The organism is Halotolerantifilum yawarlongkerapense (assembly GCF_054506745.1).
The window spans coordinates 572,614-591,564 of the sequence record NZ_CP199719.1; the positions used below are offsets into that span (position 1 = coordinate 572,614).

The following is an 18,951-nucleotide window of genomic DNA, read 5'->3' on the forward strand; positions in this document are numbered from 1 at the left end:
ACCGTTGCTACTCGTTTCCGAGGAGCTCGTCCATGGAGCGCAGGCCATCCTCTACAATCCACTCACCCTCAAGATTCTCATGAGATACTTTGGACAGGTTCATTTCCTGTGTACCCGCTCTCATGCCACCTTCGTAAGAAATCTGTCCACCGAAGGGGTTTTGGATGGGTGCTTCTTCCATGGCGTCCATGAAAGCTTCCCATGTGAGCGTACCGTCCACGCGCTTGAGACCTTCTACGAAGAAGTGTCCGGCGATCCAGCCGGTCATAGCGTACACATTGTCGGCGTACTCTGGAGTTTGCTCTGCGTACAGTTCGAGTGCCTGGGCGCGTTCTCCTTCGAAGGATACCCAACCAAGACCGTAAACATCAAATTTTCCTGCGATTTCATTCACCATAGAAGCCGCAATGACAGGAGATACATTCACATAGGTCGTGATGACGTCCACGTTCACATTCTGAGCCGCGAGTTCTTTCACAATTGTGGGGATGGTCGCCTGGATAGCTGCTCCGAGGATAAAGTCCACATCGGCGTTCTTGATGCTCGTCACGGCTGAGGAAACGTCCGTGGCACCGGCTGTCACCTGCTCGGCCACAAGTTCCACCCCAAGCTCTTCGGCTTTTGCCTGGGCACCGGCATAGAGGTCTTTTCCTGCGTCGTCGTTGGTGTAAATCACGCCGAGTTTCTCCGCACCGAAGTCACCCACCGCGCGTGCTACCATGATCTGTCCTTCCGTCTTGTAGATCGGTTGAACGGGGAAGATCCCACGCTCGCGACCGGTTGCGTTATCATTGTAGAGTTGTCCAATACCCGTGGCGAAGTACACTGCCGGGATACCGTAGTCCTTGACATCTTCGATCGTTGCGCCAACGACGGGCGTCCCGAAGTGGCCCACGAGGGCAAAGATCTCTTCATCTTCCACAAGCTGGCTCAGTGCTGCGCGACCTTTGACGGGATCGAACTCATCATCCGTATGTACGAACTCAATCTGTCGACCGTTCACGCCACCTTGTTCGTTGATCATTTCGAAATAGGATACGATCCCGGCATTGAAGGGTACTCCTACTGGAGCGTAGGCGCCGGATGTGGCCGCCGAGTTACCGACTTTAATCGTATCTTCGGTGACCCCTTGTGCTGGCTCTTCTGAAGGTGCTTCAGCTGCCGGAGCATCGGAGCCATCGGCGGGTGCTTCGGATTCGGTACCCGCATCGGTGCCGCAGGCGGCCAGCGAGAATGTCATGACGATGGCGAGTAATAGAGCGATCGTTCTTTTCATGTGTGTTTCCTCCTCAAATTGAATGGTCGACGGCTGATCCGTCGAAGGTGTTTGTGCCGATGATCCGGCATGTTGACATCTATCACTTCTTCACCCGGCAAAGGGCGATGAAACGAGAAGAAGGTTAATGCTTGCCGAGATAGGCCTCAACGAGTTTCGGATCATTGGCCAGGGTGGCCGCTTCACCGGACATCCCGATGTTTCCGAGCTCAATCACGTAGGCGTAATCGGCGATCTTTAGCGTCTGGGCTGCATTCTGTTCTACGATGACCACCGTTGTGCCCTCGCTGGCAATTTCCTTCACGATATGCATGATATCCTGGACAATCAAGGGGGCTAGACCCAATGACGGTTCGTCGAGTAAAAGCACCTTGGGCGCACTCATCAGGGCCCTGGCAATGGCCAGCATCTGCTGTTCCCCACCGGACAAGGTAGAGGAAATCTGTCTCTTCCGCTCTTCGAGGACGGGAAAATAACGGTAGACGCGTTCGAAGCTGTTCTTGATCGCTTTCTTGTCACGCTGCGTGAAGGCCCCGACCTTTAGATTTTCCTCGACGGTCAGTTCTTTGAACACCGCACGCCCCTCAGGTGATTGGCTGATGCCCAGGGCGGCGATTTTCTCCGCCTCTTTCCCAAGGATCTCCTCTCCGTATAGTTTGATCGATCCCTTGGCATCCTCCACGAGTCCAGAGATTGTGCGGAGGGTTGTGCTCTTCCCCGCTCCATTGGCACCGAGTAGGGCCACTACGGATCCATCGGGTACATCGATGTCGATTCCCTTCAGTGCCTGGATGGCACCGTAGTTCACTTGCAGACCACGAATCGCGAGGGCAAGATTCTTCTCAGACATTTACTCCACCCCCAGGTAGGCTTTTTGAACGGCCTCGTTCTGCTGGATTTCCTTCGGTGTCCCGATGGCAAGCCTTTTACCGAAGTTGATGGCACAGATGCGGTCGCAGACATCCATCACGAGCCGCATGTCGTGCTCGACCAAGAGGATCGAACAGTCGAACTGATCCCGAATCTCCCGGATCAATCTGGCCAGCTCTAGCGTTTCCGTATCGTTGAGACCTGCCGCCGGCTCATCTAAGATGATCAGCTTCGGTCGTGACATCAGGGTACGTGCCAACTCAATCTTTTTCAGGATGCCGTAGGGTTGCCCTCCCGCCGGCTGGTCCTTGAGATGATCGAGATGCAGTACAGAGAGGATTCGGATCGCCTCCTTCTCATATTTTTTCTCTTCCTTCCGCGCCCGGGGCAGACGAAGCGCCTGCTCGAGGGTCGAGGCCTTGAAGTCGATGTGCGCACCGATCAACACGTTGTCGATAATCGAGAGTTCTTTGATCAACTCAACGTTCTGGAAGGTGCGGACGAGCCCGAGGCGAATGATCTTGTGGACCGGAAGATCTGTCAGACTGTGTATCCTTTGATCACCCGCTTCGAACAAGATGCTACCGACATCGGGTTTGTAAAACTGCGTGATGCAATTGAAGACCGTGGTCTTACCGGCACCGTTGGGACCGATCAGACCATAAACCTCTTTCTTTTTGATATCAAAGGAGAGGTCATCGACGGCCTTAAGACCACCGAAGGCGATAGACAGGTTCTCCACCTTCATCACCAGGTCCTCCGGAAGATGCAGTGTCTGGCTCATCTCGCGTCACCTCCCTTGGTCAGCTTTCGTGCCAGGCGTTTGAAATCGCTCCCGATGCGGATCAGACCGTTGGGATAGAACATGATGACCACGATAATCAGTACGCCGTTGAACACATAGGAAAGGTTCTCGAAGTAGGGTATCTGCTTTAGGAACAGATCCGGTACCGCGAAGACCACGAAGGCCCCAAGCACCGTTCCATAAATCGAGCGCATTCCGCCGATGACGATCATGGCCAGAAAGTCCAGGGACAGCTTGAGCGTCCAACTGGCCGGGTAGGTGAACTTGACAAAGTGTACGTAGAGGACACCCGCCACGCTAGCGAACATCGTGGCTAGTGCAAAGGCCGTCAGACGATACCTGAGCAAATTGACGCCCATGGCCTGGGAGGCGGCCTCGCTACCCCGCATGGCGTTGAGCGCTCTTCCGAGATAGCCGTTCATCAGGTTATAGGTGATCATCATGATGATCACCAGCACAAAGACAATGAACAGATAGGTAGTGGATCGATCCAACTCCAACACGCCGAAGAGCGTGGGGTAGTTAGCCGACTTACCGCTGAATCCCCCGGTAAACTGGTCGAATTCCTCGAAGGTCTTTCGCAAGATCTCTGAGACCGCTAGCGTCGCAATGGCCAAGTAATAGCCCTCGATACGAAGGGAGACGAGTCCGACGAGCACACCGACGATCGTGGGAAAGATGATGGCGGCGAGCAGGGCGACTTCAAAGGGCCAACCGAGGTCCATGGCCACGTAGGCCGATACGTAGGTGGCAAGTCCCATGAATCCAGCGGTACCCAGGGAGATCAATCCCGAGTAGCCGAGCAAGATGTTGAGTCCGAGTGCTGCGATGGCGTAGATCAAAGCGCCACCGATCGTTGTCACGGCTGCGTTTTTCATCAGACCCACGTTCGCCAGAAGTGGAACGGAGGCGAGGGCGAGTCCGAAGAGCACGAAACCGAGGAGTGGATGTTGTTTTCCTTTGGTCAGCATATTACACCTTCTTCACGGTTCGTTTGCCGATGAGTCCATAGGGTCGGAAGACGATAAAGACCAGGATCATGATGTAGAGGATCTGCCCGCCCCAAACTGAGGAGACGTAAAAGAGCAAAAGGTTTCGCACGATGCCCATGATGTAGGCGCCGATCACCGGACCGTAAAAGGTCTGGAACCCACCGAGCACTACGGCCACAAGGGCCGTGACCTGTACTTCGTCCATCAACGTCAGGGTGACGGAGGTCATTGGGGCCGTCATGATACCCGAAAGGACACCCAGGATACCGGCGACCGCCCAGGCGGCCAAGGTAACGGTTTTCGTAGGCACCCCCATGAGCCGGGCCACCGCGTCGTTCGATGCTGTGGTCCGCACGGCGAGCCCCCATTTGGTATTCTGCAGAATGTAGAAGAGGCCCATCATCACGGCGAGGCCCAGTGAGATGTTAAAGAGTCCGTTGTAGGAAATTGAGGCGCCACCGATCATCACATCCCCGCTTTCGATCAACCGGGGTAGTCTCAGTGGATCCACACCGAAGAAGATCGGCGTAACCCCCACTACGATCATGATTAGACCCAGGGTAATAATCTGTTTCGCCACGGGGGATACTTTTTTGGTGTGGCGGATAATCGCAAGGTCGATGAGAAAACCGGTGAGCACCGCGCTCACGATCCCGCCGACGATGGCCAGCGGTAGCGGTAGACCCAAACTGTTGAAGAGATAGGTGACCACAAAGGTATTGAACATGGCCACAGCACCCTGTGCAAAGTTCGTGATGTTCGATGTCCTGTTGATGATAATGATCCCGAGGGCAGCCAGCGCGTATATGCTGCCGGTCTCCAGACTGCGGAAGATAATCTGTAAAAAGGTACCCATCACGCTTCACCCCATCTGATGATATTCGCGGCCCATACGTATCCGATGCCCGCAGCCACCATGGCGACCACGCTACCTTCTTTCACTTTCTTCTGCTCTAGGGCCAGGTGTAGGGAGAGAATCTGATCAATCTGTCCGATGTGCCCGAAATGTTCGAGATAGATTGTCTGGTCCTCCGCAAGATCTAGTTCCTTCAACATGGCCTGATGGCCAGAACGCTTCATATGCAGTATCGCCAGGTAGTCAATATCACTGCGCTCAAGCTCCGATTTCTCCAGCGCCCGATCTACGCAGGTGAGCCAATTGTCCAGTGAAACCTCGTTCAAACGAGCTTTCATTTTTACCGGCTCCATCAATCGGAGGCTTCGTCTGGATTCTGCCAGATTCTTCGACGTGATGGGATTCGCCGTGCCGCCGATCTCCACGCCCGCGGTTCGGGACAGGGATCCGTCGGCCACGATATGTGATCCGAGGAGCAAGTTCTTCCCGTGGTTCTTTTTCAAGATCAGGGCACCACCTCCGGCACCGAGATTATACATCATAGACATGTTCGGATCTGAGTAATCCACCAGATCGCCGTTCCGATAGCCTCCGGCGATCAGAACCGTCTCAATGGTATCGTCCGCCATAAGCATATCCTTGGCCATTTTCATTGTTGTCACCGTGGTACAACACCGGTTCGCTGTGTCGATACCCCAGGCGTTCCTGGCCCCGATGCGATCTTGTATGTACAGAGCCGAGGTCGTCAGCGGGTATTCCTTCCACTCCTCGCCGATGTTCAAGATCACATCGATCTCCTCTGGGTCGATACCCGTTCGCTCCAAGACGTCCAGCGCAGCCAAGGCGCCCATCTCCTGGGTTCCTTCCTCTGGGCTGGCCATCGGCTTTTCAATGATGCCCAGTTTCTTTCTCACGGCATCTTGGGTCCATGTGCCGCCCGTTGCCGCGGCGATCTCTCGATCGGACATACGGGATTTCGGGAGGTAAAGGCCTGTTCCTACAATACCTACGTTGGTCATGTCCTTTCCCTCCTTAGAGTCGCATTCCTCCGTTGACGCTGAGATTGTGACCGGTGACATAGGACGCGTCGTCAGAGGCGAGGAACAAGGCGACCTTCGCAATTTCTTCCGGCTGAGCCAATCGTCCGAGCATCGTCTGCCCCGCAAATTGATCGAGCAGTTCCTGCGGTACAGTCTTGAGAATGTCCGTCATCGTGTAACCAGGTGAAATGGCATTCACACGCACCTGCGCACCCTTTCGTGAAAATTCCTTAGCCCAGGTCTTCGTGAGACCGATGACACCGGCTTTGGTCGCCGCATAATTGGCCTGGCCGATGTTCCCATACTCTCCGACGACCGAGGAGATGTTGATGATCGATCCGCTGCCTTGCCTTTGCATGATCGGGCCGATGGCGCGTGCCATGTTGAAGACGCCTTTGAGATTCACATCGATCACTAGGTTCCACATGTCATCCGTGATCTTATGTGTGAGCGCATCCCGTGTGATCCCGGCGTTGTTCACTAACACGTCGATGCGACCGTAGTCGTTCATCACGTGCTCGACGAAAACCTCGATCGCCGCGACGTCTGTGACGTTAAGTGGGTAATCTTCGATGCCATCGACCCTTTGCTCCGGCTCGCCCATATCGACAGCGATGACCTTAGCACCTTCTGCTGCGAACAGTGTCGCCATCGACCGGCCGAGACCTCTTGCGCCTCCGGTGACGATGGCCACTTGATTTTTTAATTTCATGAGGGATTTCCTCCTTATGGATGTGAATGAATTTCGACATTGGGTGGATCGTTCGGTTCGCGACCCGAACTTACATGAAACATGAATCACCCTTCATGTTTAGGATAGATGAAAACCTTTTCCGTGTCAAGAGCGGAATTTCTTAAATACAAAATTATCAAAAACAATGCGATGGCGGGTTACTCTTTGGGGAGTAACCCGCCATCGCGTGCGGCCTATGCATGTGATGTAATTTCACCGAGACTAGCGGCGATGATCGCAATCGCCTGATCGAGTTCGCTGTAGCTGACGGTAAGCGGAGGCACGAGACGCACCGCATCCAGTCCGGCTCCCACCAGTAAGAGTCCCTTGTCCATGGCCACGTGAACCAGTTGCTTCGGTTCGCAGGTCAGGGCGAGTCCGATCATCAGCCCCTTTCCCCTGACCGCCGATATCAAGTCGCTTCCCGTCATCAGTGCCTCCAGCCCCTTCTTCAGATAAGCACCCTTCTCCTCCACTGTATGGAGGACCCCTTCTGTCTGGAGAGTATTCAGGACCGCGCTCGAAACGGCGCAGGCCAACGGACTTCCCCCGAAGGTACACCCGTGATCACCTGGGACCAAGGCCTCTGCCGCCGCTCCGGAAGCCAAGGTAGCCCCGATGGGAAAGCCTCCACCTAAGCCCTTGGCCAGACTGACCACATCGGGCACCACTCCGGTCTGCTGGTAGGCGAAAAACGTCCCGCTCCTACCGACTCCCGTCTGTACCTCGTCGAAGAGGAGCAGGGCGTCCTGTTCATCGCACAGGTCTCTGGCTTTTGCCAAGAAAGTGGCGTCCGCCTCGATGATCCCCCCCTCCCCTTGAATGGGTTCGAGAATCACGGCACAAACTTCCGGCCCCATCGCCTGTTCCAGGGATGACATATCGTTGTAAACGAAGGATCGGCATCCGCCGATCAAGGGACCGAAGGGAGCCTGGTACTTCGGTTGACCCGTGACCGTCAAGGCACCGAGACTCCTTCCGTGAAAACTATTCACGGCGTATAGAATCGTGTTTTTTTCCTCTCCACCGGTAAGACGCCCGTGCTTCCTGGCAATCTTCAGTGCCGTCTCCACCGCCTCCGTCCCACTGTTTGAAAAAAAGACGTTCCTGTGATCTGACAGCTTGAGAAGCTCTTCGGCTAGCTTCAGCTGTTCTTGAGTCCAGTAGAGATTTGACACGTGAATCAATTTTTTCGATTGCGAGACAAGGGCTTCGGTCATGGCTGGATGCGCGTGGCCGAGACAGTTGACGGCCACACCCGCCACGAAATCCAAGTAGGCCTTGCCCTTATCGTCGTAGACCATCGTCCCCTCGCCGTGGGTAAACGTCAGATCAAATCGCCCGTAGGTATTCATCAGCATTTGCTTATCCATCGTTCCTACCTCCTGTCTCCTTTGAGATCATCGTTCCGATGCCATCGTCTGTAAAAATTTCCATCAAGAGTCCATGTTCCGTGCGCCCGTCGATCATATGGACGCTGTGAGCACCACCCACTATGGCCTCCTGTGCACATCGCGTCTTGGGGATCATCCCACCGGAGATGGTCCCTTCTTCGATCAGTTGGTCGATTTCTGAGGTGGATACTTTTGAAATCAAACTGCTCGGCTCGTCCAGATTCCTACAGAGACCTGGGACGTCCGTCAAAAGAATCAGCTTCTCTGCACCGAGGGCCGCACTGATGGCCGCTGCCACATGATCCGCATTAACATTGAAGGCCCTTCCCTCGCCATCATCCCCGATGGGACTGATCACAGGAAGGTAACCGCCTGCGACAAGGTCCGCTACGATACGGGCGTCGACGGCCTCCACTTCTCCCACGTAACCCAGGTTGATCGGCTCTCCCCGATCATCCGCCGATTTGCGCTTGACCCGAATCAACGAGGCATCGCGTCCGCTGATGCCCACGGCACGGATCTGGTGCCTGCAGAGATCGGCCACGATGGATTTGTTCACCGAGCCCGACAGGATCATCTCGACCACCTGCATGGTCTCAAGATCCGTCACCCGGTGGCCGCGTTCGAATCTCGATTCAATCGCCAACCTTTCGAGATGTCCTGTGATCGCCGGTCCACCACCGTGGACGAGAACCACATTGATCTCAACAAACGACAACAGGGCCACATCCTCGATGAAAGCCTCACGCGCCTTGTCCCGTGACATGATACTCCCCCCGTACTTGATGACAAAGGTTTTTCCCTTGAATTCTTTGATATAAGGCAGTGCCTCGATCAAGACCGAGGTTCTTTTTTGTGGCATGTGCTTGTCTCCTTTCGTCAATGGTACCATCCAATGTTTTTCTTGTTATTATACATATATAATAATATTTATACAAGAAAAATGCGAAAAAGCTTGAAATTCGACTGAGATTTATGCATAATTATGTATAAATATTTCTATTCTATCTTCCTGAAAGGAGACCATCATGATCAAAGTCGGTTTGATAGGGGCAACGGGTTACGCCGGTCAACAGCTGGTGTATCTCTTGCGAAACCATCCATCGGTTACACTTCAGTTTGTCAGTTCACGCTCCCACGCGGGAGCCTCCTTTGAAACCATCTACCCCGCCCATGGCAGCGACACGGGCTTGACGCTCATCGGCATCGAGCGGGCTTTGGATAGCCTCGATCAGATCGATCTGCTTTTTCTCGCTCTCCCCCATGGGAAGTCGGCGCCTCTCGTGGCCAAGGCACTGGCCCTTGGGAAACGTGTCATCGATCTGGGCGCAGATTTTCGATTGAAGGATGCAGAAGAGTACAGCCGCTGGTACGGGGAAACCCATCCGCACCCGGAGCTTTTGGGACAGGCCGTTTACGGGCTCCCGGAGCTCAATCGCAAGCGGATCGTGCAATCCGATCTCATAGCGAATCCAGGATGTTACCCCACGGCCAGTGTCCTGGCCTTGGCACCGCTGATCGCCGGCAACCTCATCGATCCGACCACCACTGTGATCGATGCGAAGAGCGGTGTATCCGGGGCCGGACGCTCACCACAGACGGCGACGCTTTTCGCTGAGGTGAACGAGTCTATGAAGGCATATGCCATGGGCACACATCGGCACACACCCGAGATCGAACAGACGCTCGGTGGTCTGTCAGAGCATGCCTTCAACCTGGTCTTCACCCCGCACCTCGTGCCCATGAACCGCGGTATTCTGGCCACTTGTTACGCGCAGCTCAAACCCTATGCAAAAGGGCTCTCGTTAACGAAAGTCTACGAACGCTTCTACGAAGATGAACCCTTCGTCCGCCTGCGCAACCTACCACCGGAAACGCGGTGGGTACGGGGAACGAACTTTTGTGATCTCCACGTGACCGTCGACAATAGGACGAATCGCGTGCTTGTGGTCAGTGTCATCGACAACCTGATCAAAGGCGCTGCGGGACAGGCGGTACAGAATATGAACCTGCTCTATGGACTAAAAGAAGACACTGGGCTCACGGCTCTCGCCCTGGCTCCTTAACATTGGAAAGGAAGGTCAACGTATGAAGATTCAAAAAAATATGACGATTAACGATGTGCCGGGATTCAAAGCCGTCGGTATTGCAGCAGGACTGAAGAAAAGTGGAAAGAAAGACCTCGCCTTGATTCTCTCGGCGGTGCCTGCGGTGGCGGCAGCCGCCTTCACAAAGAATATCGTGAAGGCTGCTCCTCTGCTCCTTGATGCTGACCACATCCGACATCCGACAACCCGAGCGATCTTGATCAACAGTGGCAACGCCAATGCGTGTACGGGCAAGAAAGGACTGCATGATGCACTGACCATGGCCGAGACCACGGCCGATGCCCTTGGGATCGATACCAAGGAGGTGCTCATCTCCTCCACAGGAATCATCGGACTGGCACTACCCATGGCCAAGATCAAAAGTGGGATTGCGACCATCTGCCAATCGATCGCAACACCCGATGGTCCTTCGGCGGCCGAAGCGATCATGACAACTGATACCTTTCCAAAATCCATCGGTGTCACCCTCGAGATCGACGGAAAGACCGTCAGTATCGCTGGGATCGCCAAGGGATCCGGTATGATCCACCCGAACATGGGCACCATGCTGGCCTACGTGGTCACGGATGCGGCGATCGAGAAAGACGTGCTCGAGCAGATGCAACAGGCCAGCGTGGAGGATACCTACAATATGATTTCAGTTGACGGTGATACCAGCACCAACGACACGGCGGTAGTGCTGGCTAACGGCCAAGCAGGTCATCCGCCCCTGCAGCCGGGTACGGACGCTTACCAACAGTTTGCCGAGGCTTTCCACTGGGTGAATACGGAACTGGCGAAGCTCATCGCCCAGGATGGTGAAGGGGCCACCAAATTGATTACCGTCAAGGTAAAGGGGGCCAAAGCAATCGGCGAAGCGAGAAAACTTGCCAAATCGGTGATCACATCGAGTCTCGTGAAAACCGCTTTCTTTGGAAACGATGCCAATTGGGGGAGAATACTCTGTGCACTGGGTTATTCCGGTGGCAGTTTTGTACCCGATCAGCTTGATCTTTCCTTCGAGAGTTCCGCCGGTCATATCACACTGATGTCCGATGGAGAGCCCCAGTCGGTCGATGAGGATCAGGCGACCGCTATTCTTTCCGAACCCTTTGTCGCAGTGCACATCAATCTAAAAGATGGGGTGGCTGAGACGACGGCTTGGGGCTGCGACCTCTCCTACGATTACGTGAAGATCAACGGTGATTACCGCACATAGAAAGAAAAGGGGGGGTGCCCGCGGGCACCCCCCCTTCTCTTTCTTGCTAACCATTTCGGAGGTTGCGACAGCTGGGGCTTGTCAGCCTCCTGGATTTTGGGTATACTCACCTGAAGAAAAGGAGCGTGACCCGATGTCAAAATCCCACCCCACCTACTCACTTGTGATCGCAGCCCTACGCACGACCTTCCCGGTGATGCTCGGCTATATCTCCGTGGGTACCGCCTACGGGCTCCTCGCTACCACAGCTGGACTTTCACCCTTTCTCACGCTCCTGATCAGCCTGGTCGTTTACGCTGGCTCCATGCAGTTTGTACTGATCGCCCTGATCAGCGGAGGTGCGGGGATCCTGCAGGTCATCGTGATGACCCTTTTTGTCAATATTCGCCACGTCTTCTACGGACTGTCGCTGATCGGGCCCTTTTCGCGCATGGGACGGGCCAAGCCCTACATGATTTTTTCCCTGACCGATGAAACGTATTCGCTGCTCACGGGGATCGAGGTCCCCGACGGGTTGAAGGAAAGACACTTTTACCTGGCCGTCTCAGCACTCAACCAAGGCTACTGGTTGATCGGCTCAGCCCTCGGTGCCTTCGCCGCTTCCATCGTCCGCTTCGACACCACAGGACTCGATTTTGCCATGACCGCACTCTTCATCATCATCATGATGGAACAGTGGCGGGCTTACAAGGATCACCGGCCCGCCCTGATCGGTCTGGGCGCCTCTTTCGTAGCCCTATTGTTGTTCGGCCCCGACCAAATGGTCATCCCCTCGATGATCTTCATCGTTGGGATTCTGCTCTTCACGAGGAAAACCATGGAGGAGGTGGTCTAGATGGCAAGCAGTACATTGGTGTTGATGATCCTGGCCTCCGCGGTTGTCACCCTTTTGATCCGGGCCCTGCCCTTTCTCTTCGTGCGCGGTGACCGAGATCTCCCCCCAGTGCTCGCCTACCTCGGTGGTGTGCTCCCACCGGCTGTCATCGCTATGCTGGTGGTCTACGCACTGCGTAACACACCCCTGCCCACCTGGCCCCACGGTCTTCCCGAATTTATTGGGGTTCTCACCGTTGTCATTCTGCATGCTTGGAAACACAACACCATGCTCAGTATCGTGGGCGGTACGGTGGTTTATATGCTTCTGGTGCAGGTCGTCTTCTAGATTTCCTCGATACGAATCAGGATCTCATTTTTCCTCAGCGGTGATGGCATAAAGGGCGGGTCGTAGAAGGCCGTGAAGACCTGATCGCTATGATCATAGCCCCTGATGTTCAACCATTCCAAAAGCTTGCGCTTGTATTTGTCCAACCGTTCATCGCTCCAGCCCCCGTGAAAGGTGATCGCCGCGAAAAGTCCGGCTTTCACCTCATGGGCAGAGAGTCTCGGGTCGTTGGGCTGCGGAATCGTCTCCACGTGGCTACTGGGCACGATAAATGATAAGCTCTCGATATCTTCTCCCTGACGGAGCACCGGCGCAGTCATAGCCATCTTTTCCTTTTCACGGTTGTCCGACTGGATGTACCGGAAAAGGGTCCTGAAAGCTTGGTCGGCTTTGGCGTCCCTATCGCTTTCGTAGCGCATGAGCCAAAAGGACCGGTAGCGGCGCACCTCGATATGCCCATCTCGGATCAGCACCTCATAGTCTGGTGTTTCGTATTTGGACACGCTCGTTCAACTCCTTTCTTCAAAGCATATATACCCCATAACTGTATTCTGATCGCAAAATAGAAAGCTGCAGACCCTCTTTTCAGAGGATCTGCAGCTTCTCTATTTGGTGGGGACCGCCCCGTGCACCGGTCTTGCGGGAGGACGCTTGATCGTGAGCGTCAACAATCCCCCCAATGCCGCGAATCCGGCGGCAATCAAGAAAGTGGGGACAAGTCCTCCGGCCAGGCCCTCGACCAGCGGTCCCAAGAGGGCGGCGAAACCATAGGCTTGGTAGACGACACCATAGTTGGCGCCAACGTTCTCCAGCCCAAAGTAATCTCCGGTGAGCGCTGGGAAGACGGCCAGAAAGCCTCCGAAGTTGAAAGCGATACCGGCGAGCGAAGCATAGAAAACCACAGCAGAGGCAGTGAGCAGGCTCAAGGCGATCAGTGAAAGGGCTGTCAGACCGAACATCCAGTACAACACTTTCACACGACCGGCTCGGTCGGAAAGACTACCCCAGAAGATGCGTCCGCTCGCATTGAACAGGGCGATCACAGACACGGAGTTGGCTGCGGCCACGGCACTGAGCCCGACGAGCTCCACCCCGATATCCTTGGCAAGGCCAATCACCAACAGCCCAGGCATACAGGCAAGGAGATACACGATCCAGATGCTGCCGAAGGTCTTGGTACGGACCATCTGGCCCACACCGTAGCCGGCGGTGGGAAGCGCCTTCCCCAACGGCTTTGTCCCTCGGTCCGTCGCTCCGGCAGACCCGGGTACACGCAGAAACTGGGCACCGGTGATGACGATCACCATGTAAAGGAGGCCGAGGAAAAAGAAGGTATCACTCACGCCGCGGGCCGCCAGGGACCGTACGATCACGGACTTGAACACAAGGCTACCTGCTCCGAAGGCCCCCACCGCGATGCCCGTGATAAAGCCCTTTTTCTCGGGAAACCACTTGAGACAGGTGGAAAGCGGACAAACGTAGACGAAGCCCACACCGATACCCGACAGGACCCCGTACCCCAAATAAAGCACAGGGAGCGAGGTGGCTTGTGATGCCACGAGCAGTCCGGCACCATACAGGATGCCACCGATCGTGGTTACAATTCTAGGACCGATACGGTCCTGCAATCGACCGGAAAAGATCGTCGTGAAGGCAAAAACAAAGATGGCAATCGAGTAGGTAACCAAGACCTCCTCGGTAGACCATCCGAAGCGCTCAGAAAGCGGTTGGTTGAACAAACTCCACGAGTAGATCGCACCGATACAGATCTGCACGAGCACTGCACCGAAAACCACCCACCACCTGTTCATGATGTGACGGGACATAGCATCACTTCCTTTCATGTAAATTGAACATATTTTTAATAGATTACCATTCTCGCCGTACTTTGAGAAGCGGAAAACGATTGCAAGTTTATAAAATAAGTTGCGCTCGGAGGGTTGACATGCTGGAGATTCAAATATATCATATGTTATATAACATTCGATATATATGAAAGGAGCATCCTCATGCCCCCAAAAGTCAAATTCACCAAAGAGCAGATTGTTGCAACTGCACTAGAGATTGCCAAGAAGGAGGGGATCAGCGGAATAGCCATTCGCAAGGTCGCCGAAACCCTCGGTTGTTCCATCGCGCCAATCTATGTGAATTTCGAAACGGTCGACGATTTGAAAGAAGAAGTCGTGCAGGCAATTGTATCTCTCGGCAACCAGATGGTCGCTGAGGTGAACAGTGGTCACCCCTTCCGGGATATCGGTATCGCCAGCGTGCGCTTTGCATCCGATTACCCCACCCTGTTCTTCGAGATGACCCAGCACCAACATACCTATGGAGAGGCCTATGCAAAAAAAGCCGATCAGGGGTTAGTCGCACTGATGAGACAAGACCCTGATCTCCAAGGCATCGTAGACACAGATCTCCACCGACTCCTGCTCGAGCTGAGGGCCTTCCAGACGGGACTCGGGATGATGATCGCCAACGAAACCCTGCCCAAAGCCTTAGGAGAAAAAGAACAACTTGCGATGCTCGAGGAAGTGGCCGAGGCTCTTATCGCAAAGATGAAAAGAAAGGAGCACGCTTAATGAGTCACAAGATATTGATCATCGGTGCAGGGATCGCCGGTCTTTCCACCGGTGCTTACCTGCAGGCGAACGGATATGATACCGAGATCTATGAAGCCCACACCCTGCCGGGCGGTGTGTGTACCGCTTGGCAGCGCGGCGAGTATACCATTGATTATTGTGTGCACTGGCTCATGGGCACGCGAGAAGGAACAGGGTTCGACCGTATGTGGTCGGAACTGGGCGCGCTGACAGAGGTGGACGGTCAACCGACACCCATCGCTAATTTTGACGCCTTCACGATCATCGAGCTATCTACCGGTGAACGGGTTACCCTCTTCTCAGAGATCAGCAGACTAGAGGAAGAATTTCTGCGCATCGCTCCCGAGGACCAAGGCGAGATCAAACGGCTCTGTCGTGATATGCGAGTGCTGTCCTCCTTCCGGATACCGGTTGCCACTGAAGCGTGGCGTACCCTGGACAAGATCCGATTCGGTCTCGAAAATGCACCCGGCATGCTTAAAGCACTGCGTTACATGCGCATGACCATGGGAAAGCTGGAAGAACGCTTTTCGAATCCCTCGATGAAAGAGCTCTTCACCACGCTGATTCCATCGGACTGGTCGGCCAACGCCTTGGTCTTTGGTCTCGCCATGCAGCACACCAGGTCGGCGGGGTATCCGATTGGTGGCTCCCTCCCCTTGGCCAAACGGATCGAGCGCACCTATCTCGAGCGCGGAGGCGTGATTCACTACGGTCGAAAGGTCCAAAAAATCACCACGGAGACCGGAAAGACCACCGGCATCCTGCTCGCAGACGGGCAAACGATAGCGGCGGACACTGTTGTCTCTGCCGCCGACGGTCATAGCACCCTCTACAGGATGCTGTCGGGCGAACACAACGATCCGAAGTTAGTAGCTGCTTATGACAGCTACCCCCTCTTCCCCTCCTCTCTCTATCTTGCCTTCGGGGTCGACGCCGATCTCTCCCACCTGCCCCACGCCCTCGTCATGAGACCGGAGAAAGCCCTGCGCCTACCCGACGGTTCCACCCACGAATCCTTCAGCGTCAACGTCTATCATTTTGATTCCACTCTGGCACCGGAGGGAAAAACCCTCTTGACTGTTCTGATCAATACCTGGGAAACGGACTACTGGCTTCGGCTGGCCGAGAAGGATCAAAAGGCGTACAAACGTATGAAGGACGCGGTGCTCGACGCTGTCGAGCACGAGCTCACGAAAAGATTTCCCGCGATGCATGACCGCATCGAGATCCGCGATCTCTCTACTCCCCACTCCGTGGTGCGCTACACGCACAACTGGCGCGGTAGCTACGAGGGCTTCGCTCCCACACCGAAAACCATGCTCAACCGTTTGCCGAAGTCCCTGCCCAGCCTTCAGGGCTTCCACATGGTGGGCCAGTGGACCGAACCGGGTGGTGGCATCCCATCGGCTGCTCTCGATGGGCGAAACTTGGCGAGGAAACTGTGCAGGCGCGATGGCAAGATCTTCACAGGACGCTGAAACCGTCTTTGTGGGGGGCTAGCTCCTTTGGCTGGTCTAAGCACTCAACGTTGCCGATCAACCCCAATAACTGGAAGGGATCGACCCTACCGGCACCTTCCTATGCCTATCGACCTTCAGCATCTCGAAACGCTCGCATAAAACCTATCTGCTCTGTTCGGTTCTGTCGATCTGTTGTTTCCAGAACGTGCAGAAATCCTGGTGATCCCTAGAAAACTGGCTACCTTCTAAGGTGACGAAATGAAAGGCATGGGTGACAGCAAAGTCTTCGAGTTCAAGCTGCACCAATGTGCCCCGCTCGAGTTCTTCTGTGGCGGCCGATCGGTAGAGAAAGGTGATACCCAGTTTGTGTGCCACCAGACGCTTGATCGCATTCATGTTCCCGATCACAATTTGTTCCTTGAAATGGTCCGTGTGCAGATTCGCCTCACCGAGCGCACGTTCCAAAATCTCGCGGGTGCCCGAGCCCGGCTCCCTGATGATCAGGGTCTCCGGCAACAGGGCATCGAGGGTCAACCTCCGTCCGACCAAGGGATCACCTGCCGCTGCCACGGCTATAAAGGCCTCCCCTTGCAGGCGTTCGGCAGCAAAGGCGTGACGATCGAAGTACCCTTCGATCAGCGCCGCATCGAGCTCGCCGGACTGCAGACGTCCGAGCAACATAGCCGTGTTGGCCACCACCATGGACAACCGAACCTCAGGATGGGCAACCATGTAACTCTCCAAGATCGCCGGTGCCACGAACTCCCCGATGGTCAACGTCGCACCGAGCCGGAGCTGTCGCTTCTCCTCTTTCACCAGCAAAATTTTTTCTGCGATTCTCTTTGCATCGACGGCAAGCGTGGTGACTGCACTCTGCAAGAAGGCTCCCTCCGGTGTAAGGGACAAGCGGCGCCCTTCGTAGATAAAGAGCCTCACCCCGTACTGTTGCTCCAGGTACTGGATGTGCTGCGTCACCGCAGGTTGTGTCATCGAGAGCACACGGGCGGTCTTTGTATAGCTCATCTGCTCACAGAGGGTCAAGAACGTGTACAGCCTGGGATCCAACATAGCCTTTTCCTCCCTTTGAAGACGCTTATTTATAAATTCATCTTATATAATCATCACAATTGATAATTTGATTTTATATCTGACTCGCCATACAATCAAGGAAAGAATGAAATCCCAACCCAACGGAGGTAGTACTATGTCGAAAAAATCCATCTTCGGCTTCCTGCTCGTCGCAGCACTGGCAGCCCTGTCCACCTTTCTCAGTCGCCTTTTACCCCATCAGATCATCGGCGCGGGGGTCTTCGCCCTGCTGATCGGGATGTTTCTCTCTTCAAGGAACATCGATCTCTCCCCCTACGAATCAGCCTTCACCTTCTCTTCAAAAAAGCTGCTGCGGGTGGCCATCATCCTCATGGGCGCCACGCTCAGCGCCGTACAAGTCATCGAAGTGGGTCGCTACTCCTTGATCGTCATGAGCTTCACGCTCTTCGCGGCCTTCTTCGGCGGTCATGTGCTGGGAAGGCTGCTGGGTATGGACTGGCGTCTTTCTAGCCTGATTTCCACGGGCACAGGCATCTGCGGAGGTTCGGCCATAGCCGCGGTGTCTCCCGTGATCGAGGCGGACGACAGTGACATCGCCTACGCCATCTCAGCCACTTTTCTCTTCGACGTGCTCATGGTGGTGCTCTTCCCACTGATGGGTCGATGGTTCGGTTTATCCGATATCGGTTTCGGCCTCTGGGCGGGCACGGCGGTCAATGATACCTCTAGTGTGGTCGCCGCTGGTTACGCCTTTTCCGACCTAGCGGGTCGTTATGCGACTGTGGTCAAGCTCACTCGGACGCTGACCATCGTCCCCGTGGTGATCTTGTTCTCCTTTATCTCCGCTCGGTCCAAGGGTCGCGCGGGCATGGAAGCCACGCGCCAGAAGGTATCCGTGAGTGGCATCTTCCCCTTCTTCATCATCTTCTTTCTGCTGATGGTAGTCGCCCGGGCACTCGGATGGATCTCTCCAGAAGCTGCTGATATTCTCGGTAGCGTGAGCAAGTTCGCCATGGTCATGGCCCTCGGGGCCATCGGTTTGAAAACCGACCTGTCGAAACTCAAGGCTTCGGGCTGGGTGCCACTTCTGCATGGCTTCCTCGTTTCAACCCTTGTTGTGGTCGTCTCCCTCGCAGCACAATCCCTTTTGGGCCAATTATAGAGAGCAAAAGGCACCGCCATCGGCGGTGCCTTTTGTTCTCACCCTACTCAGGATTTTTTTGGTGGATCGAGTTCCAGCGTAATACGCGAGGTGCTCGTACAACTCGACGCCTCGGAAATCGAACAGCTGGCGCTGCATCCGGGGCAACTGTTTTTTTTCATCGAACCAATGGTTCGTTTGACAGCCCAAAGGAACAGGCCTCCGAACAAAACCCCGATAATGATGGTAGCCAACATGAA

General features: G+C 54.9%; 20 protein-coding genes. 7 read left to right on the top strand and 13 right to left on the bottom strand.

Translation table 11 applies throughout. The annotated features are described in order from the left end of the window. Positions 1–7: 7 nt before the first annotated feature. The 9 genes from ACULM0_RS02800 to argB all read right to left on the bottom strand — a co-directional run bounded on the left by ACULM0_RS02800 (position 8) and on the right by argB (position 8,828). Positions 8–1,276 carry an ABC transporter substrate-binding protein gene (locus tag ACULM0_RS02800; protein WP_463678944.1) on the bottom strand — a complete coding sequence of 423 codons (1,269 nt, stop codon included), beginning with the start codon at positions 1,274–1,276 and terminating at the stop codon, positions 8–10. Between the two features lie 124 nt (positions 1,277–1,400). Continuing rightward, entirely contained in the window at positions 1,401–2,126 is a 726-nt protein-coding gene (locus tag ACULM0_RS02805; RefSeq protein ID WP_463678945.1) for an ABC transporter ATP-binding protein, read from the bottom strand. Beyond that, positions 2,127–2,930, bottom strand: coding sequence for an ABC transporter ATP-binding protein (locus ACULM0_RS02810; protein WP_463678946.1), 804 nt, complete (start codon positions 2,928–2,930; stop codon positions 2,127–2,129). Then, positions 2,927–3,922: a branched-chain amino acid ABC transporter permease gene (locus ACULM0_RS02815; RefSeq protein ID WP_463678947.1), complete on the bottom strand. Its 996-nt coding sequence runs from the start codon at positions 3,920–3,922 to the stop codon at positions 2,927–2,929. Before ACULM0_RS02815 ends, ACULM0_RS02810 begins: the two co-directional genes overlap by 4 nt. 1 nt (position 3,923) lies before the next feature. After that, positions 3,924–4,799 carry a branched-chain amino acid ABC transporter permease gene (locus ACULM0_RS02820; RefSeq protein WP_463678948.1) on the bottom strand — a complete coding sequence of 292 codons (876 nt, stop codon included), beginning with the start codon at positions 4,797–4,799 and terminating at the stop codon, positions 3,924–3,926. After that, complete coding sequence (locus ACULM0_RS02825; RefSeq protein ID WP_463678949.1) at positions 4,799–5,818, bottom strand: 3-oxoacyl-ACP synthase; 1,020 nt, start codon at positions 5,816–5,818, stop codon at positions 4,799–4,801. Before ACULM0_RS02825 ends, ACULM0_RS02820 begins: the two co-directional genes overlap by 1 nt. Positions 5,819–5,831: 13 nt before the next feature. Continuing rightward, positions 5,832–6,551 carry an SDR family oxidoreductase gene (locus ACULM0_RS02830; RefSeq protein ID WP_463678950.1) on the bottom strand — a complete coding sequence of 240 codons (720 nt, stop codon included), beginning with the start codon at positions 6,549–6,551 and terminating at the stop codon, positions 5,832–5,834. 215 nt (positions 6,552–6,766) lie between these two features. Further along, positions 6,767–7,945: an acetylornithine transaminase gene (locus ACULM0_RS02835; RefSeq protein WP_463678951.1), complete on the bottom strand. Its 1,179-nt coding sequence runs from the start codon at positions 7,943–7,945 to the stop codon at positions 6,767–6,769. After that, a complete protein-coding gene (gene argB, locus ACULM0_RS02840; RefSeq protein ID WP_463678952.1) occupies positions 7,938–8,828 on the bottom strand; it encodes an acetylglutamate kinase in 891 nt (296 codons plus the stop codon). The genes ACULM0_RS02835 and argB overlap by 8 nt, the downstream gene beginning before the upstream one ends. Before the next feature lie 166 nt (positions 8,829–8,994). Between argB and argC the strand changes: the two genes are divergently transcribed. The 4 genes from argC (at position 8,995) to ACULM0_RS02860 (ending at position 12,434) form a co-directional block, all read left to right on the top strand. Beyond that, positions 8,995–10,032: an N-acetyl-gamma-glutamyl-phosphate reductase gene (gene argC, locus ACULM0_RS02845; protein ID WP_463678953.1), complete on the top strand. Its 1,038-nt coding sequence runs from the start codon at positions 8,995–8,997 to the stop codon at positions 10,030–10,032. Between the two features lie 22 nt (positions 10,033–10,054). Beyond that, on the top strand, positions 10,055–11,272 hold the full coding sequence (gene argJ / locus ACULM0_RS02850) for a bifunctional glutamate N-acetyltransferase/amino-acid acetyltransferase ArgJ (RefSeq protein ID WP_463678954.1): 1,218 nt from the start codon (positions 10,055–10,057) through the stop codon (positions 11,270–11,272). 133 nt (positions 11,273–11,405) lie between these two features. Next, positions 11,406–12,107, top strand: coding sequence for an AzlC family ABC transporter permease (locus tag ACULM0_RS02855; RefSeq protein WP_463678955.1), 702 nt, complete (start codon positions 11,406–11,408; stop codon positions 12,105–12,107). Beyond that, on the top strand, positions 12,108–12,434 hold the full coding sequence (locus ACULM0_RS02860; protein WP_463678956.1) for a branched-chain amino acid transporter permease: 327 nt from the start codon (positions 12,108–12,110) through the stop codon (positions 12,432–12,434). It abuts the gene before it with no gap. Here ACULM0_RS02860 and ACULM0_RS02865 read toward each other — a convergent pair. After that, positions 12,431–12,937, bottom strand: a complete 507-nt coding sequence (locus ACULM0_RS02865; protein WP_463678957.1) for an SOUL family heme-binding protein — start codon at positions 12,935–12,937, stop codon at positions 12,431–12,433. The two genes, ACULM0_RS02860 and ACULM0_RS02865, sit on opposite strands and share 4 nt — an antisense overlap. Positions 12,938–13,039: 102 nt before the next feature. Continuing rightward, positions 13,040–14,260: an L-lactate MFS transporter gene (locus tag ACULM0_RS02870; protein WP_463678958.1), complete on the bottom strand. Its 1,221-nt coding sequence runs from the start codon at positions 14,258–14,260 to the stop codon at positions 13,040–13,042. 183 nt (positions 14,261–14,443) lie between these two features. Here ACULM0_RS02870 and ACULM0_RS02875 point away from each other — a divergent pair, with 183 nt between their 5' ends. After that, positions 14,444–15,016, top strand: coding sequence for a TetR/AcrR family transcriptional regulator (locus tag ACULM0_RS02875; RefSeq protein WP_463678959.1), 573 nt, complete (start codon positions 14,444–14,446; stop codon positions 15,014–15,016). Beyond that, positions 15,016–16,518 carry a phytoene desaturase family protein gene (locus ACULM0_RS02880; protein ID WP_463678960.1) on the top strand — a complete coding sequence of 501 codons (1,503 nt, stop codon included), beginning with the start codon at positions 15,016–15,018 and terminating at the stop codon, positions 16,516–16,518. The genes ACULM0_RS02875 and ACULM0_RS02880 overlap by 1 nt, the downstream gene beginning before the upstream one ends. A gap of 144 nt (positions 16,519–16,662) precedes the next feature. Here ACULM0_RS02880 and ACULM0_RS02885 read toward each other — a convergent pair whose 3' ends face one another. Next, positions 16,663–17,568, bottom strand: a complete 906-nt coding sequence (locus tag ACULM0_RS02885; RefSeq protein ID WP_463678961.1) for a LysR family transcriptional regulator — start codon at positions 17,566–17,568, stop codon at positions 16,663–16,665. A 136-nt stretch (positions 17,569–17,704) separates the two neighbouring features. On the opposite strand from ACULM0_RS02885, the gene ACULM0_RS02890 reads away from it, so the two are divergent. Then, on the top strand, positions 17,705–18,712 hold the full coding sequence (locus ACULM0_RS02890; RefSeq protein WP_463678962.1) for a YeiH family protein: 1,008 nt from the start codon (positions 17,705–17,707) through the stop codon (positions 18,710–18,712). A gap of 47 nt (positions 18,713–18,759) precedes the next feature. On the opposite strand, the gene ACULM0_RS02895 is transcribed toward ACULM0_RS02890, so the two are convergent. Then, complete coding sequence (locus ACULM0_RS02895) at positions 18,760–18,948, bottom strand: FeoB-associated Cys-rich membrane protein (protein ID WP_463678963.1); 189 nt, start codon at positions 18,946–18,948, stop codon at positions 18,760–18,762. Between the last annotated feature and the right edge of the window lie 3 nt (positions 18,949–18,951).